The sequence below is a fragment of the Amycolatopsis acididurans genome (assembly GCF_012328925.1).
Taxonomy (GTDB): Bacteria; Actinomycetota; Actinomycetes; order Mycobacteriales; family Pseudonocardiaceae; genus Amycolatopsis_E; species Amycolatopsis_E acididurans.
Map to the genome: position 1 here is coordinate 114,116 of NZ_JAAXLS010000017.1, position 18,899 is coordinate 133,014.

9 protein-coding genes are annotated in these 18,899 nt (G+C 69.2%); 6 read left to right on the forward strand and 3 right to left on the reverse strand.

What is annotated here, in order from left to right:
• Window positions 1-195: 195 nt before the first annotated feature.
• The 3 genes from HFP15_RS23345 to HFP15_RS23355 are packed head-to-tail and all read right to left on the reverse strand — an operon-like array spanning window position 196 to window position 3,706.
• The gene (locus HFP15_RS23345) at window positions 196-1,140 is read right to left on the reverse strand and encodes a FecCD family ABC transporter permease (RefSeq protein WP_246271968.1); all 945 of its coding nucleotides are present in this window, start codon (window positions 1,138-1,140) and stop codon (window positions 196-198) included.
• Between the two features lie 26 nt (window positions 1,141-1,166).
• Window positions 1,167-2,189, reverse strand: a complete 1,023-nt coding sequence (locus tag HFP15_RS23350) for a FecCD family ABC transporter permease (RefSeq protein ID WP_376768889.1) — start codon at window positions 2,187-2,189, stop codon at window positions 1,167-1,169.
• Window positions 2,186-3,706 carry a (2,3-dihydroxybenzoyl)adenylate synthase gene (locus HFP15_RS23355; protein WP_168518851.1) on the reverse strand — a complete coding sequence of 507 codons (1,521 nt, stop codon included), beginning with the start codon at window positions 3,704-3,706 and terminating at the stop codon, window positions 2,186-2,188. The genes HFP15_RS23350 and HFP15_RS23355 overlap by 4 nt, the downstream gene beginning before the upstream one ends.
• Before the next feature lie 79 nt (window positions 3,707-3,785).
• On the opposite strand from HFP15_RS23355, the gene entS reads away from it, so the two are divergent.
• The 6 genes from entS to HFP15_RS23385 all read left to right on the forward strand — a co-directional run.
• Complete coding sequence (gene entS / locus HFP15_RS23360) at window positions 3,786-5,042, forward strand: enterobactin transporter EntS (RefSeq protein WP_312871713.1); 1,257 nt, start codon at window positions 3,786-3,788, stop codon at window positions 5,040-5,042.
• Window positions 5,015-5,818, forward strand: coding sequence for an alpha/beta fold hydrolase (locus HFP15_RS23365; RefSeq protein ID WP_168518852.1), 804 nt, complete (start codon window positions 5,015-5,017; stop codon window positions 5,816-5,818). The genes entS and HFP15_RS23365 overlap by 28 nt, the downstream gene beginning before the upstream one ends.
• 47 nt (window positions 5,819-5,865) lie before the next feature.
• Entirely contained in the window at window positions 5,866-6,081 is a 216-nt protein-coding gene (locus HFP15_RS23370) for an MbtH family protein (RefSeq protein ID WP_168518853.1), read from the forward strand.
• Between the two features lie 2 nt (window positions 6,082-6,083).
• Window positions 6,084-12,890, forward strand: a complete 6,807-nt coding sequence (locus HFP15_RS23375; protein ID WP_168518854.1) for a non-ribosomal peptide synthetase — start codon at window positions 6,084-6,086, stop codon at window positions 12,888-12,890.
• Window positions 12,887-17,056, forward strand: a complete 4,170-nt coding sequence (locus tag HFP15_RS23380; protein WP_312871714.1) for a non-ribosomal peptide synthetase — start codon at window positions 12,887-12,889, stop codon at window positions 17,054-17,056. Before HFP15_RS23375 ends, HFP15_RS23380 begins: the two co-directional genes overlap by 4 nt.
• On the forward strand, window positions 17,049-18,899 hold a 1,851-nt coding region (locus HFP15_RS23385), incomplete at its 3' end, for a condensation domain-containing protein (RefSeq protein ID WP_168518856.1). The genes HFP15_RS23380 and HFP15_RS23385, both read left to right, overlap by 8 nt.

Here is an 18,899-nt window from a genome sequence, read left to right on the forward strand (position 1 = left end):
TCGGGTCGGCCGAGTCGAGCTTCGCGGTGGGCCGAGTCGGGCTTTGGGTTGGCCGAGTCGGGCTTTGGGTTGGCCGAGTTGGGCGTTCGGTGAGCGCGAGTCGGGGGTTCGGGTGGGCCGAGTTGGGCTGTGGGGTCGGGCGAGTTGAGCTTCGCGGTCGGGCGAGTTGGGCGTTGGGGTCGGCTGAGGCTCCGCCTACCGGCGGCTCCGACGCAGCAACCACCCGAGATAAACCCCGCCGACGGCCGCCGTGGCGACGCCCACCGGCAACGTGCCGGCGCCCGCGACGCGCTGCGCCACGAAGTCCGCCGCCAGTACCAGCAGCGCGCCCATCCAAGCCGCGGGCAAGATCCCCGCCCCCGGCGCGCGCGTGACCCGCTTCGCCAACTGTGGCGCGGTCAGGGCGACGAACGCGATCGGACCGGCGGCAGCCGTCGCCACTGCAGTCGCGGCCGTACCGGCAATGATCAGGAACAACCGGCTGCGCTCGACCGGAACCCCCAAGGCGGCGGCCGCATCGTCGCCCATTTCCAGCATGTTCAGCCGGCGCGAGCCCGCCAGCAGGGCCGGGACGACGACCACCAGCGCGATCAGCACGGGCCACACGTGGTCCCAGCCCAGGTTGTTCAAACTACCGGTGATCCACACGGTCGCGCGGGCCACGTCGGCGATTTTCGCGTTGACGATCAGGTAAAAGTTCAAGGCCTGCAGGATCGCGCTGATGCCGATGCCCACCAGCACCAGCCGCGTGCCGCGCACACCCTTCTGCCACGCCAGCACATACACCAGCAGCGCGGTGACGAGACCGCCGATCAGGGCTCCGGCGGAAACACTCAGCACGCTGCCGCCGAAAACGAGAAGTACCAGCAAGCCGCCCGTCGTGGCACCGTAGTTGAAACCGATGACGTCCGGGCTGCCCAGCGGATTACGTGACAGGCTCTGGAAAACCGCGCCACTCATGCCCAGTGCCGCGCCGACCAGAATCGCGATCAGCACACGCGGGAGACGCAGGTCCAGCACCGCGAAATTCGTGATGCGGCTGCCGTTTCCGAGCAGGGTCCGCGCGACGTCCAGCGGTGCCACAGAAATCGTGCCGGTGCTCAGTGTGACCACACCGACGACGACGATCGCGGCGAGCATCGTCACCGACACGACAGCGGACCGGGTCATGGGCGTGCCACCTTGCTGCGCCGCACCAACCACACGAACACCGGTGCCCCGAGGAACGCCGTCACCACCCCGACATCGATCTCCTCCGGCGCGATCACGCGCCCCAGCACGTCCGCGGCCAGGAGCAACGTCGGCGAGACCACGACACAGTACGGCAGCACCCACCGCTGATCCGGCCCGGTGAACGTGCGAACCATGTGCGGAACGGCGAGGCCGACGAACATGAGCGGGCCCACGGCGGCCGTCGCGGCACCGGCCAGCAACGTGATCGCCACCAGCGACAACAGTCGTGTGCGCCCGAGATTCGCACCCAGCGCCGTGCCCGCGTCCTCGCCGAGTGCGAGCGCGTTCAACGGCCGCGCCAGAAACAGGGCGAGCACCAACCCGGCGATCAGGAACGGTGCGACGCGGGCGAGCGTGGCGCCGTCGGCGCGTTCGAGCGAACCCACCGTCCAAAAGCGCATCTGGTCCAGCGTTCCCCGGTCCAGCAACGTGAGCCCCTGCGTCAAACCGCTCAACGCCGCCGCGACCGCCGTGCCCGCCAGCGCGAGCCGCACCGGCGAAGCGCCGCCGCGCCCGGCGATCAGGTACAGCGCCACCCCGGCGATCGCGGCCCCGGCGAAGGCGAACCACACGAACGCCCGCAGGTCCGTCAGGCCCAGCACACTGATCGACAAGGCAGCCGCGGCCGAGGCGCCTGCGTTGATGCCGAGCAAACCCGGATCGGCGAGCGGGTTGCGGGTCAGCGCCTGCATCACGGCGCCGGCGACACCGAGCGAAGCGCCGACGGCGAGACCGATCAGCGTGCGCGGAATCCGCAGGTCCCACACGACGAACGCGGCATCCGATGCGTCCCGCTCGAACAGCGTGTGCAACACCGTCGGCACCGGGATCGACCGCGCGCCCACCGCGATGCTCAGCAAACACACCACCGCGAGCGCGAGCGCCATCACCACGAGCCCGAGCGCGCGCCTGCGCGCCAGGAGGGAGTCCCTGACGGCGGGAGCCGCGACGGTCACTCCGGAGTTCCCGCGAGAAGCCGGGTCAATGCCGCCTTGCTGACCTTGCCGACCTTGGTCAGCGGGAACTCGTCGAGCACCTCGATCCGGTCCGGCAGCTTGAACTCCGCGACCCCGCGCTCCCGCAGGAACGCCTTGACCTCGCGCAAACCGGGCGCGGTGCCCTTCACGAGCAGGAAGGCGCAGGTCCGCTCACCCATCACCTCGTCGGCCATGCCCACCACGGCCGCGTCGTGCACGTCGGGGTGCGCCACCAGGTGGTTCTCCAGTTCCTCGGCGGGGATCTTCTCCCCACCGCGGTTGATCTGGTCCTTCACCCGGCCTTCCACGATGAGATGCCCGGAGGGCAGCTGCCGCACGAGATCCCCGCTGCGATAGAACCCGTCCTCGGTGAACGACCGCGCGTTGTGCTCCTCGGCCCGGTAGTAGCCGCGCAGCGTGTACGGGCCGCGCGTGAGCAACTCGCCGCCCTCCAGCACCCTTACCTCGTCGGCCGGGCACAGCGGCCTGCCCTGCGTGGTGACGATCAGCTCCTCGGGATCGTCCAGACGCGTGAAGTTCAGCAGTCCCTCGGCCATTCCGAACACCTGCTGCAGCCCGCAGCCGAGCGTTTCCCGCACCCGGCTCGCCGGGTCGGCGTTGAACTTCGCCCCGCCGACCTGCAACAACTCCAAAGTGGACAGATCTTCGTCGGCGAACTCGGCGGCGTCCATCCACAGCAGCGCGACCGGCGGCACGACCCCGGTCGCGGTGACCTTTTCGCGCTCGATCAGCTCGAAGACGCTGTCCGCGCTGGGATCCGGTGCGAGCACCACGGTGCCCCCGGCCGCGAACGCGCCCAGCAAACCGGGCGAGGCGAGCGCGAAGTTGTGCGCGGCGGGCAACGCCACGAGGTACACGGTGTCCTCGGTGAAGCCGGAGACCTCCGCGCTGGCACGCGCGTTGTAGAGATAGTCGTTGTGGGTGCGCGGAATCAGCTTGGGCGTGCCCGTGGTCCCGCCCGACAGCAGGAACAGTGCCACGTCCGCCGGATCCGGTTCCGGCAGCTCGACCGGTTCGGCCTCCGGCAGGATCTCGATCACCTCGCGGACCGAGGGCACGGACTCGCGCACGATCTTGCCCAGCGCGGCGAACTCGCCGGTGATCACGTACGCCGCGGCCTCGCTCAACCGGCAGAGCGGCACGATCTCACTCTCGCGGTGCGCGGGCAGCGCGAGCACCGGCAGCGCGCCGACACGCAGCAGCGCGAACAGGGCCACGACGAACTCGGGAACGTTGGGCAGCTGCAGCACGACCCGTTCGCGCGGCCGGACCACTTCCGACAGTCCCGCCGCGACTCGTGCGATCCACGCGTCGAGTTCGCCGTAGGTCCAGCGCCGCCCGTCCGCGGCCACCAGCGCGACCTTCGACCGGTCGGCCTCGGTGATCAGCGTGTCGAGCGTCTTGCCCTGCCAATATCCCTCGCGCCGGTACCGCTCGGCCAGTTCCTCCGGCCAGGGCACGCACCCATCCAGCATCTTCAGCTCCCGTTGCGAGAGACGACAATCGACAAAACTTAGGTTAGGCTAGCCAAGGTTCTGGAGGGAAGGTGTTCGCGTGCGGCTCGGGGAAATGGTCATCGACGTCACGCCGCTTCGCGCCAGTCGGCCCTACCGCCTCGTCTTCGTCGCCCAGACCCTCACCGTGCTGACGACCGCGCTCACCAACGTCGCCATCAACTTGCACGTTTACCAAGTCACCGGGTCCTCGGTCCAGGTCGGACTGGTGAGCCTGGCGTTCGGCTTCGCACTGCTCGTCGGACTGCTCGCGGGCGGGGTGCTCGCCGACCGGGTCGACCGGCGGCGGCTGATCCTCGGCACACGGGTGATCGTCGCGGTCGTGCTCGGTGGCCTGGCCGTCAACGCCGCGATGCCACACCCGAACCTCGTGATCGTCTACGTCGCCGCGGTGCTCGCCGGTTCCGTCAACGGGCTCGGCGGATCCGCGTTGATGGCCGCGATTCCCGGCCTCGTCGAACCCGCGCATCTCACCGCGGCCGGCGCGCTGATCACCGTGACCAGCCAGTTCGGTGCGATGGTGGGGCCGACCGTGGCGGGGCTCATCGCGGCCGGTCCGGGTGTCGCCGCGTGTTTCGCGATCGACGCCATCGGCTACCTGGCCGGCGTCGGACTGATGTGGTTCATCCCGCCGCAGCGCGCCGAGGCCGAACCGCAGCATCCGTTGCGCGCACTGGCCGAGGGCTTCAACTTCGTCCGCCGCAACCAGGTCGTCGGCGGATTGCTGCTGATCGACGTATTCGCGATGGTGTTCGCGATGCCGTACTCGCTGTTCCCGCAGCTGGGCGAGGAAGTGTTCGGCGGCGGCCCCTCCACCGTCGGACTGCTTTACACCGCGCCCGCGGTTGGCGCGTTCCTCGGTGCGCTGGCCAGCGGCTGGACCGGTCGCGTTCGCCTCAGCGGGCTCGCGCTGTTCGGGGCGGTCGCGTTGTGGGGCCTGGCGATCATGGCGTTCGGGCTGGCCGGCCAGTTGTGGGTGGGGCTGTTGTTCCTGGCCGTCGCGGGCGTCGGCGACACGACGTCGGAAATCCTGCGGCGTGCGTTGTTGCAGCACTACACGCCGGATCACTTGCAGGGCAGGGTATCCAGCCTGTGGCTCGCGCAGGCGACGAGTGGGCCCGCGGTGGGCAACGCCGAGGCCGGGCTCGCGGCCCGCCTGCTGGGCGGTGGTGGTGCGCTGGTCGCCGGTGGAATCGTGTGTGTGCTGGGCGTCGGCCTGGTCGCGGCGACCATGCCGGCCTTGCGTCGCGCGAGTTTACGAGGAGAACCATGTCGTTCGCTGACGTCAACGGCATAAAAATCGCTTACGACGACACGGGTTCCGGCGAACCGGTGCTGCTCGTCATGGGTACGGCGGCCAGTGGCCGGGTGTGGCATCTGCATCAGGTGCCCGCGCTCACCGAGGCCGGGTACCGCGTCGTCACGTTCGACAATCGCGGGATTTCGCCCGCGCCGCCGGGTTTCACGATCGACGATCTCGTCGCCGACACAGCCGGGCTCATCGAGCAGCTCGGACTCGGCCCGTGCCGGGTCGTGGGCACGTCGATGGGCGCGCAGGTGGCGGCGGAACTGGCGCTCACGCGGCCGGAGCTGGTGTCGCGGGCGGTGTTGATGGCCACGCGCGGGCGTCCGGACGCGATGCGCGCCACGATGGGCGCCGCGGAACGTGCGTTGCGGGACAGCGGGGTCGAGCTTCCCGCGTGCTACGAAGCGGTGCTGCGGGCCGTGCAGAATCTCTCGCCCCGCACGCTCAACGACGATTTCCGGATCCAGGACTGGCTCGACGTCTTCGAGATGTCGCCCACGGCGTGGACGCCGGGCGTGCGTGCGCAGCTTCGCTTGGACATCATCGAAAGCAGGCTTGAGGCGTACCGGGCGATCCGGGTGCCGTGCCTGGTGATCGGGTTCGCGGACGATCTCCGACTGCCCCCGCACCTGGCCCGCGAGGTGGCGGAGGCGATTCCGGGCGCGCGCTACGTCGAGATCGAGGACTGCGGGCACTACGGCTACCTGGAGCGACCGGACGCGGTCAACGAAGCGCTCGTCACCTTTTTCGCGGCTGGACACGTTTAGGGTCGCCTTACTAAGGTAAGCCTCGGCTAATCACGAGGAGGCTTACCGTGACCAATCCGTTCGATGACGAGAACGGCCGGTTCTACGCGCTGGTCAACGACGAGGGCCAGTACTCGCTGTGGCCCACCTTCGCGGAGGTGCCGGCGGGCTGGCGCGTGGTGTTCGGTGAGGACAGCAGGCAGGCATGCCTCGATTACATCGAGGCGAACTGGACCGACATGCGTCCGCTCAGCCTTGTGCGGGCCATGAACGACGAGTCCTGACGGTGGCCGCGAGCGTCGAGAGCGTTCTTCCGCTCACGCCTCTCCAAGAGGGCATGGTCTTCCACGCCTTGCTCGGGGACGGCGTCGATGTCTACACGGTGCAGACCGTGCTGCGGCTCGCCGAGGACGTCGACGCCGAGCGCATGCGGAGCGCCGCCGAGGCACTGGTGCGGCGGCATGCGAACCTGCGTGCCGCGTTCCGCAGCCAGTCCTCGGGGCAGTTCGTGCAGGTCATCCGGCGTGCGGTGCGGGTGCCGTTCCGTGTCGTGGCGGAGGTCGACCTCGACGAAGAACGTGCCGCACCGTTCGACCTGGCCCGCCCGCCGCTGCTGCGGTTCACCTTGGCCGGCAAGCGAACCCTGGTGCTGACGGCGCATCACCTGTTGTGGGATGGCTGGTCCGCGCCGATCGTGGTGCGCGAACTGCTGGCGCTGTACCGGGGCGAGAGCCTGCCGCCGGTGCGCCCGTTCCGCGAGCATCTCGCCTGGCTGTCCAAACAGGACAAACGGCGGGCGCGAGAGGCGTGGGTGGAGGCGCTTCGCGATCTCGACGGGCCGACTCTCGTCGGCGGTGGCGCCACGGGTTTCCCAGCATGCACCGAATTCACCGTGCCCGCCGCGGAACTGAACCGGGTGGCGCGGTCGCGGGGGCTGACCGTCAACACCGTCGTGCAGGGCGCGTGGGCCCTGGTGCTCGCGGAACTCACCGGACGGTCCGACGTCGTCTTCGGCGCGACGGTTTCCGGCCGCAGCCCCGAGGTTCCGGGTGTCGAATCGATGGTCGGGCTGTTCATCAACACCGTGCCGGTGCGGGTGCGGCTCACGCCGGGGGAGTCGCTCGCGGAACTGTTCACGCGGGTCCAGGCGGAGCAGGCGCGGCTGCTGGAGCACCAGCACCTCGGCCTCGCCGACATCCAGCGGGCGCCCCTGTTCGACACGCTCGTGGTATTCGAGAGCTACCCGATGGACGGCGACATTCCATTACTGGACGAGGTTTCCGTCCGCGACTCGACGCACTACCCGTTGGCGCTGAACGTGGTTCCCGGCGACGAACTGGCTGTTCGCATCGACCACGACGCGGACCGGTTCCCGGACGTTTCCGAGATCGCCGACCGGTTCCGGGAGATCCTCACCCGCTTCACCGAGGCGCCGGACAAGCGTCCCGAGGTGCGGTCGAACGACACGGCCGTGGAGGTGCCGGAGGCGACGTTGCCGGAGTTGTTCGGGGTTCAGGTGGGGCGGACTCCTGACGCGGTGGCGGTGGTTTTCGAGGGGGCTCGGCTGACGTATGGGGAGTTGGATGCGCGTGTGTCGGTGTTGGCTGGTCGGTTGGCGGCGGTGGGGGTGGGGCCGGAGTCGGTTGTGGGTGTGCGGATGGATCGTTCGCTGGATCTGGTGGTGTCGTTGTTGGGGATCTTGAAGGCGGGTGGTGCGTATTTGCCGTTGGATCCGTCGTATCCGGAGGAGCGTCTGGATTTCATGGTTGAGGATGTGGGGCCGGTGGTGGTTTTGCCGGCGGCGCTCGATGGATCGCGACCGGTCACACCGCCGATACCTGACAACCCGGCGTATGTGATTTACACGTCGGGTTCGACTGGAAAGCCGAAGGGTGTGGTGGTGTCGCATCGGGCGATTGTGAATCGTTTGTTGTGGATGCAGCACGAGTACGGTCTCGGTGCGGGTGATCGGGTGTTGCAGAAGACTCCGTCGAGTTTTGATGTGTCGGTGTGGGAGTTTTTCTGGCCGCTGATCACCGGTGCGACGTTGGTGGTGGCGAGGCCGGGGGGTCATAAGGATCCCGACTATCTGGCGGGGGTGATTGAGCGGGAGGGGGTCACGACGGTCCATTTTGTTCCGTCGATGTTGCGTGTGTATGGGGATCGGCCGTTGCCGGGGCGGGTGATCTGTAGTGGGGAAGTGCTTGCGGAGGACATCGCGAGGCCGGGGATGCACAACTTGTATGGGCCGACCGAGGCGGCTGTGGATGTGACGTTTCACCGGGTTGAGGACGGTGTGAAGATTGGCCGCCCGGTGTGGAACACCCAGGTGCACGTCCTCGACCAGCATCTTCGGCCGGTTCCGTTCGGCGTCACCGGTGAGCTGTACGTCGGCGGCGTTCAGCTTGCCCGGGGATATCTGAAGCGGGCCGGTTTGACGGCGTCCCGGTTCGTGGCGAACCCGTTCGAGCCGGGGCAGCGGCTCTATCGCACGGGTGATCTGGTGCGCTGGAGCGGTGAGGCCCTCGAGTATCTGGGTCGCACCGATGATCAGGTGAAGATCCGCGGGTTCCGGGTCGAACTGGGCGAGATCGAAGCCGCCCTCACCGCACAGCCCGGCGTACAGGCGGCGGCCGTCACGGTGCAGGCCGAGCGTCAACAGCTCATCGCCTACGTCGTCGGCAAGGCCGAACCGCCCAACCTGCCCGAGCACATGATCCCGTCGGTGTTCGTGGAACTGGACGAGTTGCCGCTGACACCGAGCGGGAAGCTCGACCGCAAAGCCCTGCCCGAACCGCGTTTCGAGGCCGATGCTCATGCCCGCGACCCGCGTGAAGAGATCCTGTGCGGACTGTTCGCCGACGTTCTCGGTGCGGGCAGCCTCGGCGTGCACGACGACTTCTTCGCCCTCGGTGGACATTCCCTGCTCGCGACGAAACTCGTCAGCCGTATCCGCCGGACGTTCGGCGTGGATCTGCCGCTGCGCGGCGTGTTCGACAACCCGACGGTGGCTCGGCTCGCACCGATGCTCGATGCCGGGACACAGCGCCCACCGCTGGTCGCGCGGCCGCGCCCGGACCGAGTACCGCTGTCGCCGGCCCAGCGCAGCCTGTGGTTCCTCCACCACCTCGAAGGACCCAGCCCGACCTACAACATCCCGTTCGCCGCCCGCCTGCGCGGGCCGCTGGACACCGAAGCCCTGAAAGCCGCGCTGCAGGACGTCGTCGCACGGCACGAGTCGCTGCGCACGATCTTCCCCGGCGCCGAGCCGTACCAGCGCATCCTGCCCGCCCAGCCCGTGCGCCGCGGCTCGATCTCGCATTCGTTCCGGCTCGACGAGGAACCGCCGATCCGGTACGACCTGCGGCGGACCGGCGACGACGAGTACGAGTTCAGGCTCGTCGTGCACCACATCGCCGCCGACGAATGGTCCGCACGGCCGCTGCTGCGTGATCTCGGCGAGGCCTACGCCGCACGGATCGCCGGTACCGCACCCCACTGGCAGCCGCTTCCGGTGCAGTACGCGGACTACACGCTGTGGCAGGAGGAAAACGCCAGCGGCACGGAGTTCTGGGCGAAGCAACTCGAAGACCCGCCCGAGGAACTTCCGCTTCCCACCGATCGCCCGCGACCACCGCAGCCGACCCGGCGCGGCGGAAGCGTCCACATCGGATTTCCCGAGGTGACCTCGCTCGCGCGGCGCCTGGGCGTGACCGAACTGATGGTCGGCCAGGCCGCCGTCGCCGTGCTGCTGCACCGGCTCGGCGCCGGCGAGGACATCCCGCTCGGGACACCCGCCGCGGGCCGCAACGACGACGCGCTGGACAACCTGGTCGGTTTCTTCGTCAACAACCTGGTGCTGCGTACCGACGTGAGCGGGGACCCGACGTTCCGTGAGCTGCTCGGCCGGATCCGCGAGACCAACCTGGAGGCCTACTCGCATCAGGACGTGCCGTTCGAGCGCGTGGTGGACGCGCTCAACCCGCCGCGCTCACCGGGCCGCCACCCGCTGTTCCAGATCATGGTCTCCCAGCGGGACGAGCCCATCGAACTCGCGCTGCCCGGAATCACCGCGACGTCGCTGGATCCCGGCATCACCGGAGCCAAGTTCGATCTCGCGTTCCACTTCGGACCAGGCGCGTGCGACATCACCTACAGCGCGGACCTGTTCGAGGAGTCCACAGTAGAGCGTTTAGGCCGGTGGTTCGCCAGGGTTGTCGAAGTGCTCGTGCGCGATCCGGAACGTCCGGTCGGGCTGGTCGACCTCCTCGACGAGTCCGAGCACGCGCGGCTGCACTCCTTCAACGACACTGCGGAGAACCGGCCGCACATCACCCTGACCGAGATGGTGGAGGAGCAGGTCACGCGGACCCCGGACGCGATCGCCGTCGAGTTCCACGACCGCAAGCTCACCTATGCGGAGCTCAACGGCCTCGCCAACCATCTCGCGGGTGAACTGCGGTACCTCGGCCCGGAGCAGTGCGTCGGCGTGCACTGGGAGCGGTCACTGGAGATGGTGGTCGGCCTGCTGGCGATCGAAAAGGCCGGCGCGGCGTTCGTTCCACTCGAACCGTCGTGGCCGGCGCGCCGGATCGCGGAGGTCTGCGAAAGCGCACGTCTCGCGGCGATCGTGAGCGGCGAGACCCACGACGAGCCGGTGCGTGAACTCGGCGTACCGGTCGTGCACGTGGATCTCGAAAGGTCCACACCGGACAATCCCGGCGTCCGCATCGATCCCGAGCGGCTCGCCTACGTCATCTACACCTCAGGCTCGACCGGGACCCCGAAGGGCGCGATGATCCGCCACCGCGCGATCACGCATCGCCTGCTGTGGCAGCGCGAAATGCTCGGCTTCGGGCCCGGCGACGCGGCCCTGTTCAAGGCGCCGCTCGGCTTCGACATCTCGATCAACGAGGTGTTCCTGCCGCTGGTCACCGGCGGCAGGCTGGTGATCGCCGAACCCGGCGGCGAGCGCGACATCGACTACCTGCTCGAGCTCATCGACCGGCACGAGGTGACCTTCACCTACTTGCCGTCCTCGGTGCTCGACCTGCTGCTGGAGATGGACGGCTTCAGGGAACGCGCGCGGTCGCTCAAGCACGTGTGGTGTGGCGGCGAGGTGCTCACTCCCGAGCTGTTCCAGCGGTTCCGGGCGAGCAGCGACGCGGTGATGTATCACGGTTACGGCCCCGCCGAGGCCACGATCGGCGTGAGCCACGTCGTGTATCGCGACGCCGTGCGCAGCACCGTGTCGATCGGCAAACCGAACGGAAACACCCAGCTGTACGTGCTGGACCGGCATCTGCTGCCCGCCCCGGTCGGCGTGCCCGGCGAACTGTACGCGGGCGGCGTGTACCTCGGCCGCGGCTACATCAACGACCCGCGTCGCACCGCCGGCCACTTCGTCGCGAACCCGTTCTCGCCCGGCGAGCGCCTGTACCGCACCGGGGACCTCGCGCGCCGGCAGCCCGACGGCAGCCTGGAATTCCTCGGCCGCGCCGACAACCAGGTCAAGATCCGCGGCATGCGCGTCGAACTCGAAGAGATCGAGGCGGTGCTCGAACAGCACGAGGGAGTCCGCCGCGCGGTCGCGCTGGTGCGGGACCAGGGACTCGTGGGGTACTGCCTCGGGCGGGAGATCGACGGGCTGCGCGACTGGCTGCGGCAGCGGCTGCCGGAGCACATGGTGCCGGCCCGGTACCTGTTCCTCGACGAGTTCCCGCTGATGCCCTCGGGCAAGGTCAACCGCCGCGCGCTGCCCGAACCACCGGCCGAAAACACGTCGCGGCTGCCCGTCACCGAGACCGAAAAGATCCTTTGTGGACTGGTGGCGGAGCTGCTCGAGCTGCCCGAGGTCGGTGCGGAGGACAACTTCTTCACCCTCGGCGGCGACAGCATCTCCTCGATCCGGTTCGTCGGCAAGGCCCGCGCCGCGGGACTGCGGATCTCGCCGCGCCAGGTGTTCGAGCACCAGACCGCCGCCGCGCTGGCCCGCGTAGCCGACGCCGCGACCACGGTCACGCACGCCGACGGCACCGGCGAGGTGCCGCTCACGCCGATCATGCGATGGTGGGCCGAATCCGGCGCGCCCAAGATGCACCAGGCGGCGCTGCTGCGCGTACCCGACACGTTCGCGCACGACGCGTTCGAGCTGGTCCTGCAGGACATCCTCGACCATCACGATCTGCTTCGCGCCCGGTTGGACGGGGACGCGCTGCGGGTGCCGCCACCTGGAGCGATTCGTGCCGCGGACGTCCTGCGCCGCGTTCACGAGCCGTACGAAGCCAGGCATTACGACGAGGCGGTCGAGGCGCTCGACCCGCGGTCGGGCGCGATGATGCGCGCGGTCGTGTTCGACGGCAACCGGCTCCTGCTCGTCCTGCACCACTTGGTGGTCGACGGCGTCTCATGGCGCATCCTGGCCGAGGACCTGGCCACGGCGTGGTCCGCCCGCGCGGCCGGGCGCGCCCCGGCGCTGCCGCCCGTGCCGACGGCGTTCCGCACCGTCGCGCTGCAGGCCACCGGCAGTGTCGCGGGTGGACAGTCCGCGCCAACCGTGGGTCGTCTTGTGCGCGAGGTGCGCGTCGGCCACGGCAGTGTCGAGACCCGCATGCTCGCCGCGCTCGGTGCCGCCTTGGGCAAGCCCACGGTCGTCGCGCTGGAAGGGCACGGCCGCGATGGTGGGGCGGACCTCTCCCGCACGGTCGGCTGGTTCACCACGATCCGGCCGGTCCTGCTGGACGGCAGCCGGACACCGGCGGAGGCGGACGGCGAGCCCGAGATCGTCGTCAACTACCTCGGCCGTTTCGAGCTGAGCGGCGACTACTGGGTTCCCGGCCCCGAGGAACTTCCGCCGCCACCCGAGCAGCACCACCCGCTGGAGATCAACGCGGTGCTGACCGGCGACCAGACGCTCACGGCCACGTGGTCGTGGACCGCCCGATTCGATGCGGGCGAGGTCGAACGGCTCGCGGACGCCTGGGTGAAAGCGCTTACCGGCCGACCGGCCGGGCTGGCTCCGGCCGACGTTCCGCTGGTGTCGCTCAACCAGGGCCAACTGGACAAGCTCGCGGCGAAATGGGGGAAGAAGTGATCGAGGACGTCCTGCCGCTGTCCCCGCTCCAGCAGGGCCTGTTCTTCCATGCCCGGTTCGACTCCGAGTCCGACGTCTACACCGTCCGATCGGTACTGCATCTCGACGGCGAACTGGACGGCGAACGTTTGCGCGAGGCGGCGAAGGCCCTGCTGGCCAGACATCCCAACCTGCGTGCCGTTTTCACCGACGAGGATCTGGACGATCCGGTGCAGCTGATCCTCGACGACGTCGAGCTGCCATGGACCGAGACCGAGGGCGACCTGGTGCACGAACGCGCCCGGTTCGACCTGACCGAGCCGCCGTTGTTGCGGATGACGTTGGTGCGCGACTCCGCAACCAGGCACCGGCTGGTGATCAGCAACCACCACATCCTGCTCGACGGCTGGTCGCTGCCGCTGCTGGTCAGCGACCTGCTCGCGCTCTACGCCGGCGACGCGCCACCACGCCCCCGCCCGTATCGCGACTACCTGGCGTGGTTGTCCACACGCGACACCGAGGTGTCGAAGAAGGCGTGGGCCGAGGCCCTCGACGGCGTGGAGCCGACACTCATCGCACCCGCGGCGTCCCGCGTACCCGTCCGCCCGGACAAGGTGCGCCTGGACATCCCGGCCGACCGGCTCTACGCACGCGCCCGTGCGGAGGGCCTCACTGTCAACACCGTCGTGCAGGCGTTGTGGGGTGAGGTGCTGGCCCGGCTGACGGGCCGTGACGACGTCGTGTTCGGAGCCACCGTGTCCGGCCGGCCCGCCGATCTACCCGGCGTCGACTCGATGATCGGCCTGTTCATCAACACGATCCCGGTGCGCGTCCGCGCCGATGCGCCGCTGCGCGAGATCCAGGACGAGCAGGCGAAACTGCTGGAGCACCAGTACCTCGGACTCGCCGAGATTCAACGCGGGACCGGTGAGTTGTTCGACACGCTGATCGTGTTCGAGAACTACCCGATCGACTCGGCCGCGGTCAGCGACGCCGAGGCCCGCGCCGGGATCAGCATCGCGAAGGTCGAGGTCGAAGACGCCACGCACTATCCGCTCACCCTCGCCGTCGCGGCGGAGGAAGCGCTTTCCGTCGTCTTCGAGTACCGGCCGGACGTGTTCGATCAGGAGTTCGTCGAGACGCTCGCGCGCTACTTCGAGCGCGCTGCCGAGGCCTTTGTGGACGACAAGCCGTTCGATCCGCTCTCGGCGGAGGACCACGAGCGGCATCGCACATTCGGCACCGGCAAGGCCCTCGACGCGCCGCAGGTCACGATGTCCGAGGCGTTCGAGGAACAGGCCCGGCTCACGCCCGACGCGACCGCGCTCGTGTCCGGCGAGCAGCGATTCACCTTCGCGGAGCTGAACGCGCGCGCCAACCACGTCGCCCGCGGCCTGGGCACCGGGCCGGAGGACATCGTCGCGCTGTGCCTGCCGCCAGGGCCGGACGTGATCATCGCGCTGCTCGCGGTGATCAAGACCGGCGCCGCCTACCTGCCAATCGATCCGGGCTGGCCCCGCGAGCGCCTGGACGTCATGCTCGCCGACGCGCGGCCGAAAGTCGTCCTGACCGAGCTGACGGAGGGGTCGTCGCCGGACAACCTCGAGGTCCGGGCACGGCCCGAGAACCGGGCCTACGTCATCTACACCTCGGGCTCGACCGGCACCCCGAAGGCCGTGGTGGTGCCGCATCGCGCGATCGTCAACCTCCTCACCAGCCACAACAACGCCCTGTTCGCCCCGGCGCAGGCGCGCGCAGGGCGGCCGCTGCGGGTCGCGCACGCGTGGCCGATGGCGTTCGACGCGTCCTGGCAGCCCATGTTGTGGATGTTCGCGGGCCACGAGCTGCACCTCGTGCCGCCGGACGTGCGCCGCGACGCCGATCTGCTGCGGCGATTCCTGGCAGACCACAGCATCGAGTTCGTCGAGCTGTCGCCGTCGCTGCTCGCGCAGGTCGCGACCGAACCGTGGCGCGCCGACCTGAAGGTGCTCGGTGTCGGCGGGGAGGCCGTACCCGGCGAGATGTGGCGCGAACTGGGCGCCGAGAGAGATTTGCCCGTTTTCAACCTTTACGGCCCGACCGAATGCACTGTGGACTCCGCCGCGTGCGAGCTGTCCACAAGCGACACGCCATCGATCGGTGGTCCGGTGGGCAACGCCTTCGCCTACGTACTGGACCGCAGGCTGCGGCCGTGTCCGATCGGAGTCGAGGGTGAGCTGTACATCTCGGGCGCCGGGCTCGCGCGAGGCTACCTCGGGCGGCCCGCGACGACCGCCGAACGTTTTGTGGCGGATCCCTTCAACGGTGGCCGCATGTACCGCACCGGCGACATCGCGCGCTGGACCTCCGACGGGCGGCTCGAATGCCTCGGCCGGGTGGACGACCAGGTCAAGATCCGCGGGTTCCGCATCGAACCCGGCGAGATCGAGGCAGTCCTGGCCCGGGACGAGCGGGTCGAGCGCGCGGTCGTGATCCCGCGTGAGGACACGCCCGGCGTGCGGCGGCTGGTCGCGTACGTGCTCTTGCGAGACGGCGGCGTCGACGGCCTGCGCGAGCACGTCGCGGCCGCGCTGCCCGACTACATGGTGCCCGCGGCTGTGGTCCCGGTCGAGAAGTTCCCGTTGACCCGCAACGACAAGCTTGATGTGAAAGCGCTTCCCGCGCCGGACCGCACCGGATCCGGGCGACCGCCACGCACGGGCACCGAGGCCCGGCTGATCGAGCTGTTCGGCGAGGTCCTCGGCGTCAGCGGGGTCGGTGTCGACGACAGCTTCTTCGCGCTCGGCGGCGACAGCATCGTGTCGATGCGCCTGGTCAGCAAGGCCCGCGCGGCAGGATTCGGGTTCACCCCGCGTGACGTGTTCGAACGCCGGACGGTCGCCGAACTCGCCACCGTCGCGGGCACCTCGACACGGTCCGCCGATCCGGATGCGGGCATCGGCGACGTGCCGCTCACGCCGATGCTGAGGTGGCTCACCTGCAACCGGCCCTACGACCGGCTCAGCCAGGCACGGCTGCTGTGCACGCCACCGGACCTGGATCTCGACGGCGTGCACCGCCTCGTGCAGGCGCTGCTCGACCGGCACGACCTGCTCCGGTCCACTTTCGACAAAACCTTCACCGTCCGGCCCCGCGGCGCGCTAAGCGCTTCCAGCGTCGTCCGCCGCGTCGAGGCCGGGGACATCGCGCGCCAGGTACCCGAAGTCATGGAGGCGATGCTGCGGCAGTTGTCGCCGGAGCACGGCGAAATGGTGCGATTCGTCTGGTTCGACGCCGGGTCGGGCCGCCCGGGCCGGCTGCTGATTCTGCTGCACCACCTGGTGGTCGACGGCGCGTCGTGGGGCGTGCTGGTGTCGGAGCTGGCCGAGCTGTGGCAGGGCCAGGAGTTGCCGCCGGTCGGTACGTCGTTCGGCGAGTGGGCGAAAGCGCTTCCCGAGGCGGCCACCGCGAAGGCGGTCGAGCTCGATCTGTGGCGCAACATCCTCGCCGGCCCGGATCCGCTGCTCGGCGCGCGCCGCCTCGATCCGGCGCTCGACACGCGTGCCACGATGCGCGCCACCCGCACCGCCCTCGATCCGGAGCTGACCGAGGCTCTGCTGACGACTGTTCCCGAGCGGCTCGGGGTGTCGATCAACGACGTGCTGCTGACCGCGTTCGCCCGTGCCGTCGCACGCTGGCGCGGCGAGGACGGTCCGGCGCTGATCGCGCTCGAAGGCCACGGCCGCGAGGAACAGATCGTGCCGGGTGCGGACCTGTCCGGCACCGTCGGCTGGTTCACCACCGTCTACCCGGTGCGCATCGACCCGAGCGACGTGCGCAAGGTCGCCGACCAGCTCGCCCTGCCGGACAAGGGAATCGGGTACGGCCTGCTGCGCTACCTCAACCCGGACACCGAACCCGAGCTGGCGCGACTGCCCGAACCGCAGGTCGAGTTCAACTACATGGGCAGGCTCACGGTGGGCGAGTCCGACGGCGAGCCCTGGTCGGGTGCACCCGAGGTCGGCGCGATGGGCGGTGGCGTCGACGACGACATGCCCGCCCCGTACTGCCTGGTGCTCAACGCGCTCGTCCGCGGTTCGGTGCTGGAGGCCGACTGGCAGTGGCCGGACGCGATCTTCACCGAGGACCGTATCCGCGAACTGTCGAGTGCGTGGTTCGCCGCGTTGAAGGAGATCGCCGGTGAGTGACCTGGCCGCCCGCAAGCGGGAACTGCTCCGCCGCCGGCTCGCGCAGGCCGGGCTGGCGAGTACCAGCCAGATCCCGAAGCGCGACCGCGACGACGATCTGCCGCTGTCGTACGCGCAGGCCCGCATGTGGTTCCTGCAGCAGCTGGAGCCGGACAGCCCGGCGTACAACGTCTGCCTCGCGATCACGTTGCGGGGCGAGCTGGACACCGGCGCGCTGCACCGGTCGTTCCAGCGGCTGGTGGAGCGGCACGAGATCCTGCGCACCCGGTACGTGCCCGGCCCACGCCAGGTCGTCGACCGGTATGCCGTGGTGCGGATGCCGGAGAACGACCTCCGCGGCCTGCCTGACGCCGAGATCGAGCGCGCGGTGGAAGCGCTTTCCCGGCAGGAGTCGGCGCACGCGTTCGACCTGGAACACGAGCATCCGCTGCGGCTACGGCTGATCCGGCGCGGCGAGCGAGACCACGTGCTCGTGCTGACCGTGCACCACATCGCGTGGGACGGCTTCACCTTCAACGTGCTCTCCCACGATCTGTCCGCGTTGTATCGCGAGGACACCACCGGACAGCCCGCGAACCTCGACCCGCTGCCGGTGCAGTACGCGGACTTCGCGGTGTGGCAGCGGACCAACCCGGTCGGCAAGGACTACGAGTACTGGCGGCGCGAACTGGATCCGGCACCGGAGCCGTTGCCGCTGCCGACGGATTTCCCGCGCCCCGCGGTGCGGTCCAGCCGCGGCGACCGTCGCGTTCGGACGTTCGACCCGGCGTTGACCGACCGGGCCGCGGCGTTCGCGCAAGCACGTGGCGTCACGCCCTTCATGGTCGTGTTCGCGTCCTATGCCGCGCTGCTGCACCGCTACACCGGCGCGCTCGACGTGCCCATCGGCTCGGCGTCGATGAACCGGGACGCCGGCGAGGTCGAGCGGCTCATCGGCAACTTCGGCAACACACTGGTGCTGCGCGCGGACCTGTCCGGCGAGCCGTCCTTCGCGGAACTGGTCGAGCGCGTGCGGCGTGTGTGCACCGACGGCTACGCGCACCAGGACCTGCCGTTCGACGTGCTCGTGGAGAAGCTGCGGCCACCCCGCACCGCGGGCCGGTCGGTGCTGTTCGACGTGATGCTGCTGTTTCTGACGCAAGGTCTGCAGGGCTTCGACCTGCCCGGGGTCGAGGCGAGCTGGGAGACGGTACACAACGACACCACCCAGTTCGACCTCGCGCTGGAGGCGTTTCGCACCGACGGCCGGATGCGTGTCGAAGCGACCTACTCGACGGACCTGTTCACTGCGCGGACCGTCGAGAGGTTCCTGGAGCACTTGGAGTTCCTGCTCGCGGCGGCACTGGACGCACCCGACAAACCGGTCGGTGCGCTGGAGTTCCACGACGACCGGTTGCCGAACGACACGGCCGTGGAGGTGCCGGAGGCGACGTTGCCGGAGTTGTTCGGGGTTCAGGTTGCCCGGACTCCTGACGCGGTGGCGGTGGTTTTCGAGGGTGCTCGGCTGACGTATGGGGAGTTGGATGCGCGTGTGTCGGTGTTGGCTGGTCGGTTGGCGGCGGTGGGGGTGGGGCCGGAGTCGGTTGTGGGTGTGCGGATGGATCGTTCGCTGGATCTGATCGTGTCGTTGCTGGCGATCCTTAAGGCGGGTGGTGCGTATCTACCGCTTGATCCGTCGTATCCGGAGGAGCGTCTGGATTTCATGGTTGAGGATGCGGGGCCGGTGGTGGTTTTGCCGGCGGCGCTCGATGGATCGCGACCGGTCACACCGCCGATACCTGACAACCCGGCGTATGTGATTTACACGTCGGGTTCGACTGGAAAGCCGAAGGGTGTGGTGGTG